The sequence below is a fragment of the Paenibacillus sp. FSL W8-0919 genome (genome assembly GCF_038003785.1).
Taxonomy (GTDB): domain Bacteria; phylum Bacillota; class Bacilli; order Paenibacillales; family Paenibacillaceae; genus Paenibacillus_AQ; species Paenibacillus_AQ lactis.
Window position 1 is genome coordinate 6,181,205 of the sequence record NZ_JBBOPV010000001.1, and the last position, 20,378, is coordinate 6,201,582.

The window sequence follows — 20,378 nt, forward strand, 5'->3', positions numbered from 1 at the left end:
TGACATCCCTCGATACAAAAAAAATCCTTTCATCGACATGAAAGGATTGTTCAATAAGCTTGATTTACTTGTCCGTAATCTTTAGGATTCCCAAACTTTATACCCGTCAATCTCAACGATTTTCCGGAATTCTTCAAGCAATCGGAGCGTAATCGGACCCGCTTGCCCTTTTCCGATGGTGCGCCCGTCAATTTCGCGTGCAGCGATGACCTCGGCGGCCGTACCTGTGAAAAATACCTCGTCGGCGATATACACATCATGCATGCTGAAAGGCTCTTCCTTAAGCGGAATGTCAAGCTTGCCGCACAGCTCGATAATCGCCTGGCGCGTAATGCCTTCAAGTGCGCCCAGGTAACAAGGCGGCGTTGTGACGACACCATTTTTCACGATAAAAATATTGTCTCCCGAACCCTCCGTAACATACCCTTGAGCGTTCATCATAATGGCTTCATCGGCCCCTGCGAAGTTTGACTGGATCTTAACGAGGATGTTGTTCAAATAGTTCAGCGACTTGATCTTCGGATTGAGCGCATCCGGAATGTTTCTGCGCTGGGCCACAGAAACCGCCCGCAAGCCGTTCAAATAAGCTTCCTCAGAATAGATTGCCAACTGTTCGACAATGATCAACACCGTCGGTTTCGGGCAGCGACGTGGATCAAGCCCCAGATTGCCGGCACCGCGCGACACGACGAGGCGGATGTAGCCGTCTCTCATATCGTTGCGGCGAATCGTCTCCGCCATTGCCTCCAGCAGCTCATCGTAGGCCAATGGAATAACTAGATCGATAGACTTGGCCGAATCGTATAAACGGTCCAAATGCTCTTTGCATTTGAAGATGTTGCCGTTATAAATCCGGATGCCTTCGAAAATGCCGTCCCCGTACAGGAAGCCGTGATCAAATACCGAAACTTTCGCATTCTCTTTCGTGACAAATTCTCCGTCTAAATAGATCCATTGCTCAGACATTTACTTTACCCCCAATTTCTCGCTTTCGTAGGCGTAACCCGGATACGATCCAAGCGTGCGGACTTGGCATCCGAGCGCTTCGATTTCTCCCATGGCGGCCGTCAACAGAACGGAATCGGCCGGAGCCATTACATCAATATAGAAATAATAGTTGCCGAGCTTTTTCTTGGTCGGCCGGGATTCGATTCGGGTCAGGTTCAGCCGTCTCCACGCAAATGCCGAAAGCACCTGATGCAGCGCACCCGGCACATCTTCCGGCAGCGTAACCAGAATGCTCGTCTTGACATGCTCCGGTGAACGGTCAATGGCGATCGGCTCATGGCCGATCAGCACGAACCGGGTGTAATTGTTGTCGTGATCCGTAATCCGCTCTGCGAGCAGATCCAATCCATGCTCCGCTGCACCGAGGGATGTTCCGATGGCCGCCCACCCTTTGCCCGGATTTTCTTTTACGATTTTAACGCCTTCGGACGTGCTGCCAACCTGTTCAAGCTCCGCCTGAGGGGCTGCTTTGGCCAGGAATTGGCGGCACTGGGCAGTCGCAACCTGATGGGACCAGATTTTCGTAATCTTGCTGAAATCCATCATTCCATCGGGTCCGCGGAATTCCGAAGCATTGCCGATCAAATTTTGAATCGACGGATACACCCACTCCACCTGCATCGGCATATCCACCTCATTGACAAGCCAATCCATATGGAGGCTTACAGAGCCCTCAATCGTATTCTCAATCGGAATGACGCTATAATCACTCTTGCCTTCGACCGTAGACATGAACACATCAGAGATCAGTTTGTAGTGGACCAGCTCGACAGGCTGATCGCCAAGAAGATATCGTATCGCTTCATGAGATACCGATCCTGAGGGCAACAAGGCTATTTTTTTCATGCGGTAACTTCCCCTCTAATCATATCCAAAAAGGATCTGTTGTTGATGTCGTCCATCGTCCGGACGCCCTCGGCTGCCGGGTCCAGACAGAAGCACGAGGCCGAAATGCCTTCGGCCTCCATCGCTTTCACCAAGTAAGCCTTGAGATCATCCACACGCCGATCGTCACGATCCACGAAAGCGATGATCGTCGGGCCTGCTCCGCTGAGCGCGACCCCCAGTGCGCCTTGATCAGGCGCTTCCGCCAGAATTCTCGGCATCCCGGGCACGAGCGGTGCCCGGTAAGGCTGGTGAATGCGGTCCTGCATCGCTGCACGTACAAGATCCAGGCGGCCTGCCGACAGGGCAGCCGTCATCAAGGACGATCGACTAATATTATATACGGCATCCGTCAAATTGACCTGGGCAGGCAGCGCCTCCCGTGCTTTGGACGTGGCCAGGTGGAAATCCGGAATGACGACCACCGTCCCGAGACGGGCCGGCGGGTCGATCCGGATATAATCCGCATGCTTTCCATCCCATACCGCCGTAATAATGCCGCCAAATAACGAGGCGCCAACGTTGTCCGGATGCTTCTCGAGGGCAGTCGCCATATCGAACAGCTTGGCCTCAGACAACGGAGAGCCGATCAACGCATTGGCCGCGAATAAGGCGCCAACGATGGCGGAAGCGCTGCTGCCGAGTCCCCGGGCCAACGGAATGTCGGAATACATCGATATTTCAAGCTCGGGAACCGATTCTCCTGCTTCATCGAACACCATTTGCGCCACTTTATAGATCAAATTGCTTTTGTCGACCGGCACTCCCTTCATCTCGTCCCCGTAGAGATGAAGTTCAGTGCGATCAGCCGGCTTCAGCTCGATCCAGGAGTAAAGTGACAATGCCATGCCGAGCGTATCAAATCCGGGACCGAGGTTGGCCGTACTGGCCGGAACCTTCACCCTTACGCCTTGGGACAAACTCATACCTGCGCAGCTCCTTCAAGCTTCGCGATGGCTTCCATGACTGCGGACTCCGTATCGGATACGACCAGCGGTTCCGATTTGACGGTTGAGATCGCGATGTTCGGATCCTTCAATCCATGTCCAGTCAGAACGCAGACAACGGATTCCCCGCCTTTAAAATATCCTTCCCGCTTCATTTTATATACGCCTGCAATCGAAGCTGCGGATCCCGGCTCGGCAAAGATTCCTTCACGTGACGCGATTTTGCGGTAGGCTTCCAATATTTCCTCATCGGTTACATAGTTAATCTGGCCGCGGGACTCCTCGGCTGCAGCAACCGCCGTCTTCCAGCTGGCCGGATTGCCGATTCGGATTGCCGTTGCGACCGTTTCCGGATTAGCAATCGGCTCGCCTTTCACGATGGCCATGGCTCCTTCGGCCTCAAAGCCGAGCATTTTAGGAAGCAAAGCCGCTTTGCCGGCTGCATGGTATTCCTTGAAGCCTTTCCAATATGCGGAGATATTGCCTGCATTCCCAACCGGGATCGCCAGCACGTCCGGCGCTTTTCCCAACTGATCAACCACTTCGAATGCAGCCGTCTTCTGCCCTTCGATCCGGTACGGGTTCACCGAGTTGACGAGGGTAATCGGATGCTTAGCCGTGATCTCCCGGACGATTTCCAGTGCGCGGTCAAAATTGCCGTCGATGGCAATCACTTTGGCGCCGTAGATCATCGCCTGTGCGAGTTTGCCCAGGGCAATATTGTTGTTCGGGATAATAACGATGCAGTTCAACCCGCCACGCGCCGCATAAGCAGCCGCTGCAGCGGAGGTATTGCCGGTCGAGGCGCACATAATGGTGCGGCTGCCTTCCTCCATCGCTTTGGCTACCGCCATCACCATTCCCCGGTCTTTAAAGGAGCCTGTAGGATTGAGGCCTTCAAATTTAAAGTGCAGATCGATCCCTAGCTCCTCCGACAGGTTTTCGGCGCGGATCAGGGGCGTATTCCCCTCTTTAAGGGTCAGCAGCGGGGTTTGTTCATTAACGGGTAAATATTCTTTATAAGTTTGAAGCAGTCCTTCGTACGGCATCTCTCATGATCTCCTTTTCTATGAAAAAATATAGTCTCGGCTCTGATGCTCACTTCGCGGTCTTATGGGTTAGCCTTCTACGCGGTAGACGCTCTTGATCCGCCGAATAACCTCCAGGCCCTCGAAATGATTCAGCACCTTATCCATATTTGCCTTGCTCGCATGGTGCGTGACGATGATGATCTCTGCATCCGGATTCTGGTCATTCGGCTGCTGAACGACCGATTCCAGGCTTACGTCATGCTGCGCAAACACTTGGGTGATTTGGGCGAGTACACCCGCTTTATCATCGACATGCAGCAGAATGAAGTTTTTATACGAAATCTGCTCATCCGTCTTAAGCTTCTTCTGTTTATACGGAACAATCGCTTTCAGACCGTTCACGCCAAGCTTCAAGTTTTTGATGATCGCGACCAGATCCGCCACAACGGAGGTCGCCGTCGGCATCTCGCCGGCACCCGCTCCGTAGAACATCGTCTCCCCTACAGCTTCCCCATACACATAGACGGCGTTGAAAACACCGTTAACGGCTGCGATGGGATGTCCCGTGCGTACCATGGTCGGCTGCACGCTGATGCTGACCTCGTCGTCCTGACGCTCCGCGATGCCGAGCAGCTTCATCTCATAGCCCAGACGTTTGGCGTACGAAATATCTTCTTTGGTTACTTGAGAGATTCCCTTGACCGATACATCCTGCAGCTCGACATTCGTCCGGAAACCAAGCGTTCCGAGAATCGCCATCTTGCGTGCCGCGTCCAGGCCCTCCACATCAGAGGTCGGGTCTGCCTCCGCATAGCCGAGCGCCTGCGCTTCAGCCAGTACGTCCTCAAAGGATGCGCCCTCCTGGCTCATTTTCGTCAAAATATAATTGGTCGTACCGTTCACGATCCCCATAATCTTCATAATGCGGTCCGATGAGAAGCCTTCAATCAGCGTCCGGATAATCGGAATACCGCCGGCTACGCTTGCCTCATAGAATACATCGCACTGCTTCTCTTGCGCTTTTGCCAAAATCTCGGCGCCGTGCAGAGCCATCAGATCCTTATTCGCCGTCACGATATGCTTGCCGCGGTCCAGCGCTTCCAAAATGTACGTCTTCGTCTGATCGATGCCGCCCATAACTTCCACAATGACATCAATCTCCGGATCCCGGATCACTTCCCACGGATCCTCCGTCAGCTTGCTCTGATCCACACTGACGCTGCGGTATTTCTCCAGATGCTTCACCGCAATCCGCTCGATCACGATCGGTGATCCGACCTGGCTGCTCAGATCCTCCTGATGACCTTCTACAATTCGCACAACCCCAGTTCCTACTGTTCCCAATCCTAAAAGTCCTATCTTCACCGGCTTCATTCCTACAATTACCTCCCGTATCCCATCACAATAAGCGATTTACTTAACTATGAAACGAATTATCCTTGCCCGATCATCTGTACTTTGCGTACGCCGGTGATCCGGCGCAGACCGTCCAACAAATCGTCGAGCTCTTCAATCAAGCGGGAGACCTCAACAGAGATCACCACGTTTGCGATCCCCTGTAAAGGAATGCTCTGGTGGATGGTCAGCACATTGCCGCCTTCACTGGCAACCAATCCAAGCACCTCTGACAGCATGCCCGAACGGTGCTCCATATCAATCGATATGGTGACAATTTCATCCCGCTCCAGCTGATTGATCGGATGGATGCCATCCTTATACTTATAAAAGGCGCTGCGGCTAAGCCCTACCTGCTCAACAGCTTCATGGACCGTCTTGACGTCGCCGGAGGCCAGCAGCTTCTTCACCTGCATCGTTTTGACCACAGCTTCGGGAAGGATGTCTTCCCGGACCAAATAATAGCGTTCCTTCACAAAACGTCCTCTCCTCAAAGACTACTGTTTTCGTATAGTGGACATTATACTGGATATATCGGGCAAGGGCAATACATAAATGTCCCTTTTTTCGCGTTGGCAGCATCTTCATGTCCAGGCTATAACCTATACTATATCGCAAATTTTATAGGAACTCATCGTTAACCCTGTAAAATTGTAAATTTAGCGAAGAAAAAACGCCCATACTACGCTTAAAGCGAAGAATGAAGTACCTCGGGCCCGCGACAGCAAACAAGTCCCTTAATGCAGCTAGAATAAAAAGTGGACACCCCTTAGTGATAAAACGATAATGAAACAAAGCAGACGAGAGGGTGTCAAAAAAAATGAGTGGCAATAGACAACATTACAACGAGACATTTAAGCGTGAAACCGTAAAGTACGTGCAAGAACAGTCGAAGACGCTGGAGCAGATCGCCGATGAGTTGAACATTAATCCAGGCACATTACGCAACTGGGTCAAAAAGTATCGAACATTCGAGCACGAGCCTGTCAATCATGGGGAAACCTTACGTCAGCAAACCCAACTTATCGAAGATCAGAAACGCGAAATTGATGATTTGAGAGAAGAAATTGCGATCCTAAAAAAGGCCATGCACATCTTCAGCAAAGAAAAGAACTAAGGTTCCAGTTTATCGAAGATCATCGCTCCGAGTTTCGATTGGAGAAGATGTGCGTTCTCTTTCACGTGTCTCGGAGCGGTTATTACAAATGGCGTACCTCTGAAGCTTCTGAACGGGAAAAACGTAAGGCAACGCTGGCTGAACGTGTGAAATGGCACTTCTATGACTCCGATGAAACCTACGGCAGTCCCCGAATACGAAACGAGCTGGTGAAGGAAGGATGGACGGTATCGGAACGTACGGTGGGCCTCATTATGCGCGAACATGGCCTTCGTTCATGCATGGCCCGTAAGTTCCGAGTGGTTACGACCGATTCCAAGCATGATCTCCCGATTGCCCCTAACGTGTTGGAACAAAATTTCAAAGCCACAAAGCCCAACGAAAAGTGGGTCGCTGACATCACGTACATCCCCTGCCGCCAAGGGAAACTCTACCTTGCGAGCATCCTGGATCTGTACACCAAACAAATCGTCGGTTGGAAGCTAAGCGATCGGATGACCACAGACCTTACCCTCGATGCCCTAAAGATGGCGTATGCTGCTAAGAAGCCTCCGAAGGGATTGATTCACCATTCCGACCGCGGTTCGCAATATGCCGCTAAAGAGTACCGTGAACAGTTGAAGCAATTTAACATGAAGCCCAGTATGAGCCGCAAAGGAAACTGCTACGACAACGCCTGTATTGAAGCGTTTCACAGTATCCTAAAGCGAGAATTCATTTACAGCAAACCTAAGTTTAAAACAAAAGAGGAAGCCGGGCAGAAGCTGTACCGGTACCTTGAATTTTTTTACAACCGAAAACGTTCTAACAGTACGATTGGGTATATGTCCCCGGTGCGTTTTGAGCAGTGCTATTACGAGTGTATAGCTTAGCTTAGAGGTGTCTACTTTCTTGACAGAAGAGCATAAAGGGACTTGTCGCGCAGGCCGGCTTTTATCCTTACACGCTTGGGGCCACTCGATCAAGGCGACCAGTGCTTTAGAAGGGGCTTGGGCAGATCCCCCTTTTTCGAACCCTCCGTCTACCCGATCCTGCTGTGCCTCAGCAGCGTGCCGCAATAGTCGCACTCCTTGTGCTCGCCGCGGGCCACGGACGATTTCGCACCGCATCCGGGGCATTCTATCCAATACGGGCCGTCCTCTTCCGGTGTCTCCGTCCGCTCTGCCGTCAAAATCACGGCTGCTTGATTCAGGACCGAGTTCAGCTGCTCATCAAGGCTCTGTGCACCACTGGTTTCGCTGAAGTCTTCCCGGCTCCGCAAGGACGGGATTTTCACGACACCGTTCTCGATCCGTCCATGGGGGAGCAAATGCATGCGAAACATATCATTCAAATCCCGGATCACCTGCTCCGGTCTCAGCCTAACCGCCTGGGCAATGTACGGGATATGGAACAGCCTCCTTCGCACGATGGCATCCGTATAAACCTCGATCAGCATTCCGAAGCTTTGGTCCCGCTTGTGTCCGATCACGAACAAAATGACTGCCGGAAGCAGAAGACTCCCGGTCTCCCCGGTGTCGGTGCTGCCGACGGTCATCAAAAACTCAAGGACCATAAACGTAATTAGCAATACCCAGCCCAAGAGCCTGTAATTTCTCCCCTTGCAGCTGTTTCGTCGCTGGGTGGCACTCATTCGAATGGCGGCCAGCACCATCGCGAGCGGAAAAAATAAAACGGCAGCCACGAGGATAAGGGCATCGGTTGTGGAAAATTTCAATTTATAAGGTTTCAAAGGCGTACCCATTCGTTATCTCCTTGATCTGCTTTTATGTAGAACCCGCTTTTGCATGTAAAAGCTGCATATTACGGTCCTGCACCGTTCTGAGGATATCCCGGATCATGCGTGCCGTTTCCTCGGCCACCTCTGGACGGGCTTCGGCGCTGACTTCACCGATCAGTGTCACCTGATCTTCCAATACCGCGATTTTCTCCCGGATCAAATGCTCCATTTCATGGAGGGAGGCATGGGGAATGGGATCGCTGTAGCGAAGTGTCTCCTCCAGTTCAGCCAAATCCCGGTCCAGCAAGGGGATATCCTCGCCTGACAGCAGGTTCAGCTTTCCCCGGATCGCTCCAACCCAAGCGACCGTTTCACGCTTCCTTGCTGTGTGCTCCCCCTCCTTCTCCTCATGAGCGAATGCATACCTGCCGATCAGAGAGACTAAAGCCAAAACAACGGCAAATCCCAATAACGTCATCGCATGGATTTTGAGATACGCCGGCCCTGAGAGCTTAAACAGGTTTCCCAGCAAAATCACCTCAAGGATGACGGATACGGCATACACCCCGATAATGAAGCCCATGGCGATCGTAAAAGGGGCCTTGGAGGCAGCAGCTTTGCGTCTGCGTTGATGGATGCAGGATCCGGTAAAAAGAAGCACAGACGCCTCAGCGAAACCAATGGCAATGCCGGACATCCACGCGTTGATATCGGTCAGCCCGCCAATAATGCCGAATAGCAGTATCGTTGCCACCGGCACGATCGCGGCAGCCAACCAGAAACCGTTTCGAGTTGCGACTCTTGACGTCATGATGGATCACCGCTTTCACTTTCCATTAACCGATGCCCGCATTCCATGCAGAACTTCTGCCCCGGCTGTACCTCATGATTGCAGTTAGTGCATTGAAGCCTATGGCTTGCTCCGCAGTTCGGACAGAATTTCGCCCCCGGGTCCAGCAAGTGGCTGCATTCCCGGCAAGGGATTGGCAGCTGGGCGCCGCATTCCGCGCATATCTTGGCATTCGCCGGATAATCATAGCCGCAGGATGGACAGGCTCTGTACGGATCTCCGCAGTTCAGGCAAAACTTCGCATGACGGGGGATCACATGACCGCAATCGGTGCACAAAATATCGCGAGCCGGCTTGTCCGGCTTCTGCACAAGGGCCGGCTGACCACAGCCTGAACAAAACCGGGAATGCTCGTCGATCAACGTTCCGCACTCGGTACAGGCTCTTGGCTTCAGTCCGGGGCCGTCCGCAGTCGGTACCTCAGTGTCCCTTAACACCCGGGTCATCGTCTCATATACCGGACCAGCCATGCCGATCCCTACGCCCAGCCCGCTGCCGATGATTCCCGCCGGGCTCCCGGGATTCTTCGCGGCTCCTTCCAGCGTATCGAAGGTCCGCTCCTGATGATATGTATAGCCGATAATGTCCATTTCCGCTTTCTTCGCCAATGCTTCCTTAATTCGAAGAGCCGCGGGGTCATCTTCCGGTATGTTGATGGAATCGACAAAGAAATTGAGCAGCGTAATCCCCATCTCATCGAACGATGGGGCAATCGCTTCCATAATGTGCTTTGATATTTCCGTCATATAGGCGCTGATTTCGACGACGCTGATTTTTTTGAAAATGATGTACGAGGAGATGATATCCTTAATATTGGACATAAGAACCCCCCGGTAATATTTGACCAAGGTGCTTTGATCAAAGGTTGGTAGCGTGCCGACCATTTTCCCCAAAAATTTTCTCAGATCGCTGATCTGGACCCCGAACTGTCCGAATGCCCGCACGGAGACGATAATATTATATTTGGGATCCTGGAGCTGTATCGGCGCGCTCGTCCCCCACTTCACATCCAGTGAGCGCATTTTGTTGATAAACCATACTTCAGCGGTAAACGGGGATTTGCCGCCGAACGGAAGATTGATGATATTCGATAAAATCGGAATGTTTGCAGTGCTTAGCGTATGCCTGCCTGCAGAGAAGGAATCCAAGGCTTGGCCGCCCTTATATAAAATCGCCTCCTGCGATTCATGAACGATAAGTTGGGTCCAGGTGCCCAGTTCCTGGTTCGGATAACGCCAAGCAAACACATCCGGCGGGCCTTCAAATTTAACAACATCAATGATTGCCATAGTTCTGCTCTCCTTTTGCACGGTTCGTCCGATCTGATGATCAATAAAAAAAAGGTACAAATGTACTACTATTGTATACGATTTGACTGGTAAATGGATGAAAAATTTGGGAATGCGGGCATATTTGCGCTCTTTAGCGTACAAAAAAACCGCCAAGCCTGCTTGCATACAGACTTAGCGGTATCTCTTTATCAAACAAAACCAGCGGCGCTCGAAGGCCCCGATTGGGGGATGTTCCATCCTTCTGTTCTGCTCTTAATAATAGCTGCTTCCTTCAACAAACTCGAATTCAAAATCGCCGATTCGTACAATCGTTCCTTCCGTTGCACCACGCTTGCGAAGCTCCTCGTCCACACCCATATGGCGCATGGTCCGGGCAAGCTTCAGAATCGCGTCATGCGAATTCATCTGCATCCGCTTCAGCATCCGCTCGATCCGTTCGCTGTGCACGACATACATTTCATTGTCGCGGGTAATCGTGAACGAGTTGTCATTCTGGGCTTTGAACTTGTAGACCTTCCGCTCGGCAACTTCGGTCACCTCTTCCACCGTTGGCTCTTCCGGCATGCTCTCAAGAATATCCATCGTTCGGTACAGAAGCTCCTGGATCCCTTGACGGGTCAGTGAAGAAATGGGCATAACTTCAATGTCCGGGCGGATCGCCTTTACCTTCTCGGTGAAGACGGCCAGATTCTCTTCGGCTTCAGGCATATCCATCTTATTGGCAGCCACAATTTGCGGGCGGTCCATCAGAGCCGCATTGTAGAGCCTGATCTCATCATTGATCTTCTCCCAATCCTCGAACGGGTCCCTGCCCTCCGTACCGGCCATATCTACCACATGAATAATGACGCGCGTCCGCTCTACATGCCGGAGGAACTCATGTCCGAGTCCGACGCCCTCATGGGCGCCCTCGATCAATCCGGGCAGATCGGCCATGACGAAGTTTCGGCCATCGCCCACTTCCACCATACCGAGATTTGGCGTGATGGTCGTAAAATGATAGGCTCCAATCTTAGGCTGCGCGGCGGAAACGACCGATAACAGCGTAGACTTGCCGACGCTCGGGAAGCCGACCAAGCCGACATCGGCCATGACCTTAAGCTCCATTACGACATATCGCTCTTCGCCCTCTTCGCCGTTCTCGGCGAGCTCCGGCGCAGGATTGTTCGGCGTTGCGAAACGGATATTTCCCCGTCCCCCGCGTCCGCCTCTGGCTACAACGACCTGCTGCCCATGCCGGGTCAGATCCCCGATCACTTCGCCCGTGTCGTCATCCATCAGGATCGTGCCGGGCGGTATGCGCACAATCAAATTTTCAGCGTTGGCGCCATGCTGGCTTTTGTTCCGTCCCTTTTCTCCGCGCTTGGCCTTAAAATGCTTCTGGTAACGGAAATCCATCAGCGTACGCAGTCCTTCATCCACTCGAAATATGACATCGCCGCCTTTGCCGCCGTCACCGCCGGCAGGGCCGCCCTCAGGCACATACTTCTCACGGCGGAATGCAATGAGGCCATCTCCTCCGTCTCCGCCTTTTACGTAAACTTTCGCTTTATCTACAAACATGATATCACCTTCCTCAAGTCACTAACGGCAGGTATAAGCGGTACGTGGGTTCCCCCGGCTCCGTCTGTTCCACCCGAACGCCTTCGTCCTGTACGGCTTGTTCGATCTGAAGCCTTAAGCTGTCGGGTTCTCCGAAGTCTCCTTCACCCTGTGCCCATACAATCAGCTCATGCTCCTGCTGCATAAATGTTAACGCTAACTCCCGGGTTTCTCCCCATGACGCCTTCCCGCTCATCTGGAAAGCCTTGACCGTCCGAATAATCGTTTCGGCCACCCGATCGGCCGTTCCTGGCGAGACCTTGCCTTCCAACTGGACTTGATCCACAATGTCAACTTCCAGCTGCAGATTGTTGCCGGAGGTCCGGTATGAATGTAAATAAAAAACCAGAGAAGGGATGCCCAGCTTGGATATTTTGCTCTCCAGCGCCATCCGCTCTTTTATTCTTTCCACACAAGCCACGGATTTATCAAGCTTGCCTAATTGAATATAGCCGTATAAAATTTGAAGTTCATTCATCCAATCATGTCGGTGATGATTCAACATCCGAATCGACGCGTGCTCCATATTCCGAACGATCGCCTGCTGCCTGCGCTTCTCCGACCGCAGCACAAGCCATGCAGCGCCAACCGAAGCAGCCGCAGCCCAGATCGCCGTTACGGCACCCGCTGCGAGACTAGGCTTCCATACCATCCATGCTACCGGCAAGACTGAGGTTAAACCGGCCCCAGCCGTTATCCATATCCAGGATTTCATCGCTTCTCCTCGTCTTTCAACAGCAATTGGTTACATTCACCAGATCTCAGTATATCACAGTCTTTCCGCATGGTTCATCCCCTGGATGATGATCTTGGCAAATTTCAATACGAATTACGGTGGAAGGCCAGCGATCGAAGGCGCTGCAGGCTAACGGTTACTCCACCTTGGCTTCGAAGATGCTAACCAACTCGACGACCGGATACCCCGCCCACGGAGTGAAGCAAGCCCCTTCTTATAATTAAAAAAAGAAGCCCCGGCAACGATGCCGAAAGGCTTCTTCTGTAAGCAGTATAAGAAACGATTAAGCTTCCACTGCAGCCGCTACAGGAGCGACTTCAACCGGGTAGACGCTCACTTTCTTGCGGTCACGGCCCCAACGTTCGAATTTCACAACGCCGTCCACTTTCGCAAACAAAGTATCGTCTTTACCGATACCCACGTTCGTGCCTGGGTGAATTTTCGTACCACGTTGACGAACCAAGATGCTGCCGCCGGTCACAACTTGACCGTCCGCACGCTTCACGCCAAGGCGCTTCGCTTCACTGTCACGACCGTTCTTCGTGGAACCTACACCTTTTTTCGATGCGAATAACTGAAGATCCAATTTCAACATGTTGTCTACCTCCTTCTTTAAGTAGTCAATTCTTGTATTCGTATATATTTGCCGTATGAATCGGCAATTCCCTGCAACATGACAACCATCGACTCGAGAAGCAGCTGAACTTGACCCGATGCAGATTCGTCTGCACTCTTCGGAAGATTCGCGCTGAGAAAGCCGCCCTTCATCCGGGTCTCCATAACGATTCCGGTAAGAGCCTCGACGGAATTGACCGTCCCCACCGTGATGCTGGATACTCCGGCACACACGATATCTTGTCCGGGATCGGCATAGCCCGCATGTCCCTCAACCTTAAAGCTACGGATTCGTCCATCTTCCCCGCGCAGGATCTGTACCGTAATCACTTACCGCACCCTCTTACGCTTGGATCTTCTCGATGGTTACTTTCGTATAAGGCTGACGATGACCTTGCTTCTTGTGGTAGTTCTTCTTCGGCTTGTATTTGTATACAACGACCTTGCGGCCTTTACCGTGCTTCTCCACTTTCGCAGTCACAGTTGCACCGGCTACAACCGGAGTACCTGCTACCAGTCCGTCCTCTTTGGAAACGGCCAGTACACGGTCGAAAGTCACGCTCTCTCCGTCACCTGCATTCAGCTTCTCGATGAACAATACATCGCCCTCTTGAACTTTGTATTGCTTACCGCCTGTTTCGATAATAGCGTACATTTGCTTGCACCTCCCTATGTCTCAGACTCGCCTGGAAAAGGTGACTGTCCATACCTGAACAGCGCTTATAAACCCAACCGGAGCGGTTACAGCATGTGCAGCAATAGATTACTTCACACATACCCAATGATAATATCATAATCCTTATTCAACGTCAACCTCCAGAAGGAAGAACAAAGCCTCTCCCTCCGCAGGCACCGCAAGGCTTGGCAAAGGGCAGCGGCATGCTCTCTCTCGCTTTCTTACGGGTCATTTCCAGCAAATCCAGCTTGGTCCAGCCTACGACAAAGGTCTTGCTCCGATCCTTCCGGATCGCCTCCTCCATTGCCGCCGCTACCTGATGCCGATGCTCCACGCGCTCCATATCGATGAAGTCGACGATGATGATCCCTCCGATGTCCCACAGCCGCAATATGCGTGCAATCTCGCGAGCGGCCAGCAGGTTGGTCTGGAGAATCGTCTCGCCCAGATTATCCCCGCCGATATATTTCGCGGTATTGACATCGATAATGGTCATCGCTTCCGTCTGGTCAATGACGATCGTAACCCCTTCCGGCAGCGCAATCTTTCTTGCGAAGCCGGTCTTCAGCTGATCATCAATCCCGTAAGCCTGGAAGAGCGGGACGCTCTCCGAATAATGGATAACCTTTGGCTCGATGCCCGGGACGCTGTCCTTCAGGTAGCTAATCGTCTCCTCGGCTTTGGGCAGGCTGTCAATCACGAGCTCATCCTCATAAGGATCAAATGAATCCCTGATCAGGCGCTGCAAAAGGCCAAGATCCCGATGGAGCAAAGCGGGAGCTTGAAGCTTCCGTGCCTTTTCCGTTATTCTCGCCCATTCTTCCCTTAAAAACTCAAGATCACTGCGGATAAAATCGATGGGCTCATCCTCCGAAACCGTCCGGATAATGATGCCCTCTTCCCCGGTCCGCAGCTGCTCTCCAATCCCCTTCAGCCGGCTGCGCTCCGCATCGCGCTCGATCTTCTTCGAGACGGCGACATAATCGGCTGTCGGCATGTATACCATGCATCTGCCCGGAAGGGAGAAATGCGTTGTCACCCTGGCTCCCTTGCCTCCTCTCGGCTCTTTCATCACTTGAACGATCAGCTCTTGGCCGACGGTCAGCAGCTGCGAGATCGAGGGTTTCTGCTTCGGCTGTTTCTCAAGATGCGGATGAAGCACATCATCAACATATAAAAATGCGTTCTTCTTCAGTCCGATATCGACAAAGGCTGCCTGCATCCCGGGCAGCACATTGACAACCTTTCCCTTGTAAATGCTTCCGACTACACTCTGCTCGGAATTTCGCTCAACCGCGAACTCCGCTAATCTCCCATCCTCGATGAGAGCCATCTGAATGTTCTCATGTTCACAATGAACGATCATTTGCCTCATGGCTTCACCTCACAAACGGAAGACGAACTCTATGATTCTATCCTACCACAATTTGGATGAATGAAGCAGACAGAATCGGCCCCACCCTGTGTCTCCCTCATGATGTTTACGATTTTACGCATATCAGGGTGGTCCATTTGATGCGAAGTACGAAGAGATGACATGCTGTTCAGGCACAACGGCGAGCAAACGGCCCGGTCCGCCCATCACATATATCAAATGATACTTCTCTCTTTTAAATAGACGCATGATATCACTCAAAGGTTTCGCAGAATCGGCTACGATCGGCTGTGCAGGTCCGAGCCGCTCCAAATTTCGTTCATAAATCTCGCTGCGCTGCACAAGAAATCGGAGAAAACGGTAAGGTACATTCCGGTGATCCTCAAAGTTGGAGTATGCCAGAAACAGCCCGATCATCAGCAGGTTGAGGCGGATCCCGCCGCCGGAGGATAAGGGAGCAAGTCCGTAAGCGATCATCAGCAGACTGCCGCATATGCCGGCCCGGGAAGTCCATACCAGCGTTGCGTGGTAAGGAGCGATTAAACTGATCAGCGCCTGGAGCACCTTTCCTCCATCAAGAGGCAGAATCGGCAGGAGATTGAATAGAGCGATCATCACATTTCCCTGGATAATATAAGCCAGCATCGCCTCGTCTCCCCAGCCGGCCCAGCGGCAGCAGAGGGCAAGTCCGATCATGATGGCATTTTGGAGCGGACCTGAAAGCGCGATGACGATTTCCTTCCATGCCGTCATCCGCCCATCGTCCTCTATAACAGCAACGCCGCCGAACGGCAGCATCTGAATGGCTCTCACCTTGAACCCCATCGCTGCAGCGGCGGCGGCATGACCTAATTCATGGATAAAGACGATGATGAATAATGTAAGCAGCTCGAGAAAACGTCCCGTTACGACGGAAGCCAGCATGACGATGACAAAAAGCGGATGCAGCGACAGGGCTGTCCCCTTAAAATTAATCAAGCGGCATCACTTCCGCAGGGTCCACGTCCCGGTTGCCCTCTTTGAGAACAAAATAAAGCGTCGGGGGACTGCCCGAATCCGTCGATTGAAGCGTACCGATCGGATCTCCGCCCTGCACCCAATCGTTGACCTTCAGCCCGGTCTCCGCCAGTCTGCTGTAAATCGCCTTCCGGTTTCCCGTATGCTGAATTAAAACCGATATCCCGTTCTCCGGATGCTCTGTCACCTCCAGTACCCGGCCGGTCTCAATGCTTCTGACCGCCCGCTGGGATAACGATCCTCCTGCGGCTTCCAGCACGATTCCCTTCAGATCTACAGCAAAGGATTGCACCAACCTGCCTTCAAGCGGAGGAATGAGCGATGTGGATGCATTCACTTTGGTGGAGTGCTCATCGGTTTGCCCGAAAATCGGAATAAAGGATGGAGCTTCTCCAAAATGCTCTTCGTACCATACCTGGGCCGCGCGGAAATCCATCTCACGGCTCAGCCCTTCGATGATAAAGGCCTGCGTTCGCAGAGCCCATGGCTGCTGCATGGAAAATATCCCCCACATGATGCCGAACAGCAGCGCGCTCACGACGAGGCGTCGAACAAGGCCGGGCAGAAAGGATCCCCTTCGCGGCGGATTCGGAGCGTCGCCGGGATCTATAGTGTCGTACCAGCCGCGATATCCCTGCTGCTTCCAGAGCCGCTCGGGATCCGGCTCCATATCGGCCGAGGACCGATCGGGCAATGCCGGTCTGACTTTCGAATTCTGAGCCCCCTCGGGCTCTTTGGCTTCCGGCTTGACCGTCTCCGCTTGTCCAGGCAGCGCCGGCCACGACTTGTCCGGCGGGAGCGAATGCTGCCCGCCCTCGAGCAGCTCCCGGATTCGGGCTTCCCTACGATGTTTCACTGAGGATTTAACGTCCATAAGCTCTCCCCCTTGGGGCTTGTTTGTCTGTCTGCCTCAAGATCCTTCGGCAGATCTCTTCTTGTCCTATCATATGAGGGAGGGAAAGCCGTTTAGAACAAGCCCTGCTCATCTTGATGAGCCGGATCCGGTAGAAATGCCGTTGCCTTCTTGAGAACCCCTCAGGCTGTCGAGAACCTTTTCTATACGGAGCGGCTTCCAACAGAAAAAAAGGGTATCCCGCCAGATCCAAGATCTGTTGGGATACCCCTGCTGCTCTATATGAAACTGAAACTTCGTTTAACCCATTCCGAAAAACTTCTTGAACTTGGTGAACATGCCCTTTTTCTGATGAATCTGCATCAGAGGCACGGTATCGCCAAGAATTCGGCGTGCGATGTTCCGATAGGCGATCGCCGCCTGGGAATCCGGATTCATCACGGTCGGCTCCCCACTATTGGCCGCCTTGATCACCTTCTCGTCATCGGGCACGATGCCGATCAAATCGATGTTCAGCACCTGCAGCACATCTTCAATCTCGAGCATGTCGCCGGTCTTCACCATGTTCGGACGGATCCGGTTCACGATCAGCTTCGGCGATTCCACATGGGAGCTCTCCAGAAGCCCGATAACCCGGTCTGCGTCCCGAACGGCTGCGTTCTCCGGCGTCGTAACGACAATGGCTTTATCGGCGCCGGCAATTGCATTCTTGAAGCCCTGTTCGATTCCTGCAGGGCAATCGATGATGATGTATTCGAATTCTTTCTTGAGTTCGAGAACGATATCCTTCACTTGATCCGGAGAAATCGCGTTCTTATCCTTCGTCTGGGCTGCAGGCAGCATATACAGATCGTCAAAGCGCTTGTCCTTGATCAACGCTTGATTGAGCCGGCATCGCCCTTCTGCAACGTCGCATATGTCGTAAATAATCCGGTTCTCCAGGCCCATGACGACATCCAAATTGCGCAGACCGATATCCGTATCCACCAAACACACTTTTTTTCCCAAGAGTGCTAAAGCTGTGCCGATGTTCGCCGATGTCGTCGTTTTACCGACTCCGCCCTTACCAGAAGTTACGACGATTGCCTCTCCCATGTACTACACCCCTTTAAACACATTAAAATCCCGACCCAAACGTGAGATGTTGCTGATCTTGTCGATCTCCATGCTTCCGTTCTTCAAATAAGCAAATTCCATGACCGTCTCGCGCGTCTCCCATTCGTCCGGCGGCCGGCTGATCATTTGAGAAATCCGGAGCTGGGTAGGAGCGAAATACGAAGCGGCAATAATCGCTTCTTCGTTGCCGTCCACACCGGCATGCGCGGTTCCGCGCAGCGCGCCCAGTATGTATATATCTCCGGTGCACGTAATGACGCCCCCGGGATTGACGTCTCCTAGGAATAGGAGATCTCCATCATGGTGCAGCACCTGCCCTGATCGCACGATTCCCGTCATCAGCTCCAGCTGGCTGCCGGGAGGGGTCTCCGGCTCGATCGGCGGGGACTCTACATTGCGGATTAGAAGATTTCCTTTTTGCTTTAATATATCGAGAATCATCTGTTTTTCTTCTTCGGATACTTTACGGGATCCCAGCTTTACATCCACATGAATGATCGGTCCGGTCAAAATATTCTGGTGACTGTGCTCCAGCTTATACCTAAGCTCCTGGAGCAGCTCGTCGAGCTCACATTGATCGTCAAGCAGGAATACCAGGCCATCCTTAATGCCCTTAATCGTCACATGATTGGATTTTACAGCCATAAGACCTGTCCCTCCCATCCTAGTACATTTCGCGCTCAAACCTTCAAGTTCCTGCTAGTCTTCGTAAAATGTCTTGGCGTGGGCTTAGGAAGCAGTCTTTCTTCGCTGATATTTCGCGATCAGCTCCAGCTGCTTGCGGACCGGGACATAAATCGCCAAAGCAAAGGCAAAGTGAACGAGGAGATTCGGCAGCATATGATGCAGCAGCGACCAATTGTAAGAGGTCGGATTAAGCCGGAATACCTTGTAGATACCAAACAGCGTGCTATCGAACAGCAGGCTTCCCAAGATGACGATCGTCATCATCATCGGCAGCGGAGCACGCGGCGCCTTGAACACAAGTCCCAGCAAATATGCGGATATGCCCATAGCAAAAGAATAAGTGCCGATCATTTCGCCGTAGTATACGATGTCATGAAGCATACCGAATATAAGTCCGAGCACAAGGCCGGTATGGCGGTGATAATAGATCGAGACGAAAAATATGGCGACCAGAACAAAATTAGGATAGATCTGCAGCTGCAGCGAGCTCGGCGTTAACCAGAAGAACACCGTGCCTTGCAGGATGAACAAAACGAACAACAGGAGAATGAGAATCTGCTTGCGCGCCATCATTTCGGCTCCTCTGGGGTAACCACGATAATGACATATCTCCAGTCCTCGAATTTGGCGGCAGGCGTAATCGTTGCGGTTCTGCTCTGCCCGAATTGGCTGATCTGGACGCTATCTACGGTTCCAATGATCAGGCCCGGCGGAATGACGCCGCCCGCGCCGGACGAAATAATCTTGTCTCCTTCCGCAATCGGATCATCCTCCGCAACCCGTGTCATGAGCAGCGTGTTGGTCTTCTCGTCGTAAGTTTCCACGATGCCGAAGGTTTTGTCCTCCTTGCCGATCGCCGTAACCGAGATCGGCTGCGGATTCGGGTCCTGGGCATCCATCGTTGTCAGCAGCTTCACCGTGGAGGTGAAATTGCTCACGTTGCTTACGATGCCCACCATGCCGTCAACCGTAGTGACCGACATGTTCGGCCGGATGCCGTCGCGCTCGCCCAAATTGACGACAAGCGTCCGGTTGTTCGGATCCGAATTGACAGCGATCACCTCTGCCGTACGGTAATCATATTTATCCCGGTTTTTCTGGTTTTGCGTAAATCGGAGATTATCCCGAAGCCTCTCGTACTTCGCTTTTATCGTATTGTAATTCGCACTCTCTCGCGAATACTGCGCAACCGCCCTACGAAGCTCTTCATTCTCCTCATAGACCGCCTTCATATTCCGCACGTCTTCAAAGAAACCCGCTATATAGGCAGCGGGCTTGTAAAATACGCTTTGCACAAAACCGACCGTATCTTTAACGAATTTCTCAGGCCAAGATAAAGAAGCTCTCGGACCGAGCGTAAATCCCATGATCGCGATAAACGCCACGAGCCCGATGAGCATGATGAACAAGCGCTTGTTGCCTAGCAGCTTAAACAGTTGCAACACCCTCTAACCTT

Annotated in this window: 23 protein-coding genes and 1 other annotated feature; of the genes, 2 read left to right on the plus strand and 21 right to left on the minus strand. The window is 52.4% G+C overall.

All coding sequences use genetic code 11. The features are described from left to right. Positions 1 to 81: 81 nt before the first annotated feature. From ilvE to NST44_RS28060, 6 genes are all read right to left on the minus strand, one after another. On the minus strand, positions 82 to 966 hold the full coding sequence (ilvE, locus tag NST44_RS28035; protein WP_007130706.1) for a branched-chain-amino-acid transaminase: 885 nt from the start codon (positions 964 to 966) through the stop codon (positions 82 to 84). Continuing rightward, positions 967 to 1,854, minus strand: coding sequence for a prephenate dehydratase (gene pheA / locus NST44_RS28040; RefSeq protein ID WP_007130707.1), 888 nt, complete (start codon positions 1,852 to 1,854; stop codon positions 967 to 969). Further along, positions 1,851 to 2,819: a homoserine kinase gene (gene thrB / locus NST44_RS28045; RefSeq protein ID WP_007130708.1), complete on the minus strand. Its 969-nt coding sequence runs from the start codon at positions 2,817 to 2,819 to the stop codon at positions 1,851 to 1,853. Before thrB ends, pheA begins: the two co-directional genes overlap by 4 nt. Then, positions 2,816 to 3,889: a threonine synthase gene (gene thrC / locus NST44_RS28050; protein WP_007130709.1), complete on the minus strand. Its 1,074-nt coding sequence runs from the start codon at positions 3,887 to 3,889 to the stop codon at positions 2,816 to 2,818. The genes thrB and thrC overlap by 4 nt, the downstream gene beginning before the upstream one ends. Before the next feature lie 69 nt (positions 3,890 to 3,958). Beyond that, entirely contained in the window at positions 3,959 to 5,245 is a 1,287-nt protein-coding gene (locus tag NST44_RS28055) for a homoserine dehydrogenase (protein ID WP_007130710.1), read from the minus strand. Between the two features lie 59 nt (positions 5,246 to 5,304). Next, entirely contained in the window at positions 5,305 to 5,742 is a 438-nt protein-coding gene (locus tag NST44_RS28060) for an ACT domain-containing protein (RefSeq protein ID WP_007130711.1), read from the minus strand. 344 nt (positions 5,743 to 6,086) lie between these two features. Between NST44_RS28060 and NST44_RS28065 the strand changes: the two genes are divergently transcribed. Next, the gene (locus tag NST44_RS28065; RefSeq protein WP_007131733.1) at positions 6,087 to 6,383 is read left to right on the plus strand and encodes a transposase; all 297 of its coding nucleotides are present in this window, start codon (positions 6,087 to 6,089) and stop codon (positions 6,381 to 6,383) included. Between the two features lie 11 nt (positions 6,384 to 6,394). Next, on the plus strand, positions 6,395 to 7,255 hold the full coding sequence (locus tag NST44_RS28070; RefSeq protein ID WP_244152709.1) for an IS3 family transposase: 861 nt from the start codon (positions 6,395 to 6,397) through the stop codon (positions 7,253 to 7,255). 149 nt (positions 7,256 to 7,404) lie between these two features. Here NST44_RS28070 and NST44_RS28075 read toward each other — a convergent pair whose 3' ends face one another. The 15 genes from NST44_RS28075 to mreC all read right to left on the minus strand — a co-directional run bounded on the left by NST44_RS28075 (position 7,405) and on the right by mreC (position 20,367). Further along, the gene (locus NST44_RS28075) at positions 7,405 to 8,127 is read right to left on the minus strand and encodes a hypothetical protein (RefSeq protein WP_340901184.1); all 723 of its coding nucleotides are present in this window, start codon (positions 8,125 to 8,127) and stop codon (positions 7,405 to 7,407) included. 22 nt (positions 8,128 to 8,149) lie between these two features. After that, positions 8,150 to 8,914, minus strand: coding sequence for a hypothetical protein (locus NST44_RS28080; RefSeq protein ID WP_007130713.1), 765 nt, complete (start codon positions 8,912 to 8,914; stop codon positions 8,150 to 8,152). Then, on the minus strand, positions 8,911 to 10,242 hold the full coding sequence (locus NST44_RS28085; RefSeq protein WP_007130714.1) for an SPFH domain-containing protein: 1,332 nt from the start codon (positions 10,240 to 10,242) through the stop codon (positions 8,911 to 8,913). Before NST44_RS28085 ends, NST44_RS28080 begins: the two co-directional genes overlap by 4 nt. Before the next feature lie 255 nt (positions 10,243 to 10,497). After that, positions 10,498 to 11,808: a GTPase ObgE gene (obgE, locus tag NST44_RS28090; protein ID WP_007130715.1), complete on the minus strand. Its 1,311-nt coding sequence runs from the start codon at positions 11,806 to 11,808 to the stop codon at positions 10,498 to 10,500. Between the two features lie 13 nt (positions 11,809 to 11,821). Beyond that, on the minus strand, positions 11,822 to 12,562 hold the full coding sequence (locus tag NST44_RS28095; RefSeq protein WP_007130716.1) for a Spo0B domain-containing protein: 741 nt from the start codon (positions 12,560 to 12,562) through the stop codon (positions 11,822 to 11,824). 304 nt (positions 12,563 to 12,866) lie between these two features. Continuing rightward, on the minus strand, positions 12,867 to 13,178 hold the full coding sequence (gene rpmA, locus NST44_RS28100; RefSeq protein ID WP_007130717.1) for a 50S ribosomal protein L27: 312 nt from the start codon (positions 13,176 to 13,178) through the stop codon (positions 12,867 to 12,869). A gap of 17 nt (positions 13,179 to 13,195) precedes the next feature. Then, positions 13,196 to 13,528: a ribosomal-processing cysteine protease Prp gene (locus NST44_RS28105; RefSeq protein WP_007130718.1), complete on the minus strand. Its 333-nt coding sequence runs from the start codon at positions 13,526 to 13,528 to the stop codon at positions 13,196 to 13,198. A gap of 13 nt (positions 13,529 to 13,541) precedes the next feature. Beyond that, the gene (gene rplU / locus NST44_RS28110; RefSeq protein WP_007130719.1) at positions 13,542 to 13,853 is read right to left on the minus strand and encodes a 50S ribosomal protein L21; all 312 of its coding nucleotides are present in this window, start codon (positions 13,851 to 13,853) and stop codon (positions 13,542 to 13,544) included. A 13-nt stretch (positions 13,854 to 13,866) separates the two neighbouring features. Beyond that, positions 13,867 to 13,951, minus strand: a sequence feature (ribosomal protein L21 leader region). 56 nt (positions 13,952 to 14,007) lie between these two features. Next, positions 14,008 to 15,249, minus strand: coding sequence for an Rne/Rng family ribonuclease (locus NST44_RS28115; RefSeq protein WP_007130720.1), 1,242 nt, complete (start codon positions 15,247 to 15,249; stop codon positions 14,008 to 14,010). 123 nt (positions 15,250 to 15,372) lie between these two features. Further along, positions 15,373 to 16,227, minus strand: a complete 855-nt coding sequence (locus NST44_RS28120; RefSeq protein ID WP_007130721.1) for a M50 family metallopeptidase — start codon at positions 16,225 to 16,227, stop codon at positions 15,373 to 15,375. Further along, positions 16,220 to 17,140: a M23 family metallopeptidase gene (locus NST44_RS28125; RefSeq protein ID WP_007130722.1), complete on the minus strand. Its 921-nt coding sequence runs from the start codon at positions 17,138 to 17,140 to the stop codon at positions 16,220 to 16,222. The genes NST44_RS28120 and NST44_RS28125 overlap by 8 nt, the downstream gene beginning before the upstream one ends. A 279-nt stretch (positions 17,141 to 17,419) precedes the next feature. Continuing rightward, positions 17,420 to 18,214 carry a septum site-determining protein MinD gene (minD, locus tag NST44_RS28130; protein WP_007130723.1) on the minus strand — a complete coding sequence of 265 codons (795 nt, stop codon included), beginning with the start codon at positions 18,212 to 18,214 and terminating at the stop codon, positions 17,420 to 17,422. 3 nt (positions 18,215 to 18,217) lie between these two features. Next, positions 18,218 to 18,880, minus strand: coding sequence for a septum site-determining protein MinC (gene minC, locus NST44_RS28135; protein ID WP_007130724.1), 663 nt, complete (start codon positions 18,878 to 18,880; stop codon positions 18,218 to 18,220). Positions 18,881 to 18,964: 84 nt separating this feature from the next. Further along, the gene (gene mreD, locus NST44_RS28140) at positions 18,965 to 19,495 is read right to left on the minus strand and encodes a rod shape-determining protein MreD (protein WP_007130725.1); all 531 of its coding nucleotides are present in this window, start codon (positions 19,493 to 19,495) and stop codon (positions 18,965 to 18,967) included. Continuing rightward, on the minus strand, positions 19,492 to 20,367 hold the full coding sequence (gene mreC, locus NST44_RS28145; RefSeq protein ID WP_007130726.1) for a rod shape-determining protein MreC: 876 nt from the start codon (positions 20,365 to 20,367) through the stop codon (positions 19,492 to 19,494). The genes mreD and mreC overlap by 4 nt, the downstream gene beginning before the upstream one ends. Between the last annotated feature and the right edge of the window lie 11 nt (positions 20,368 to 20,378).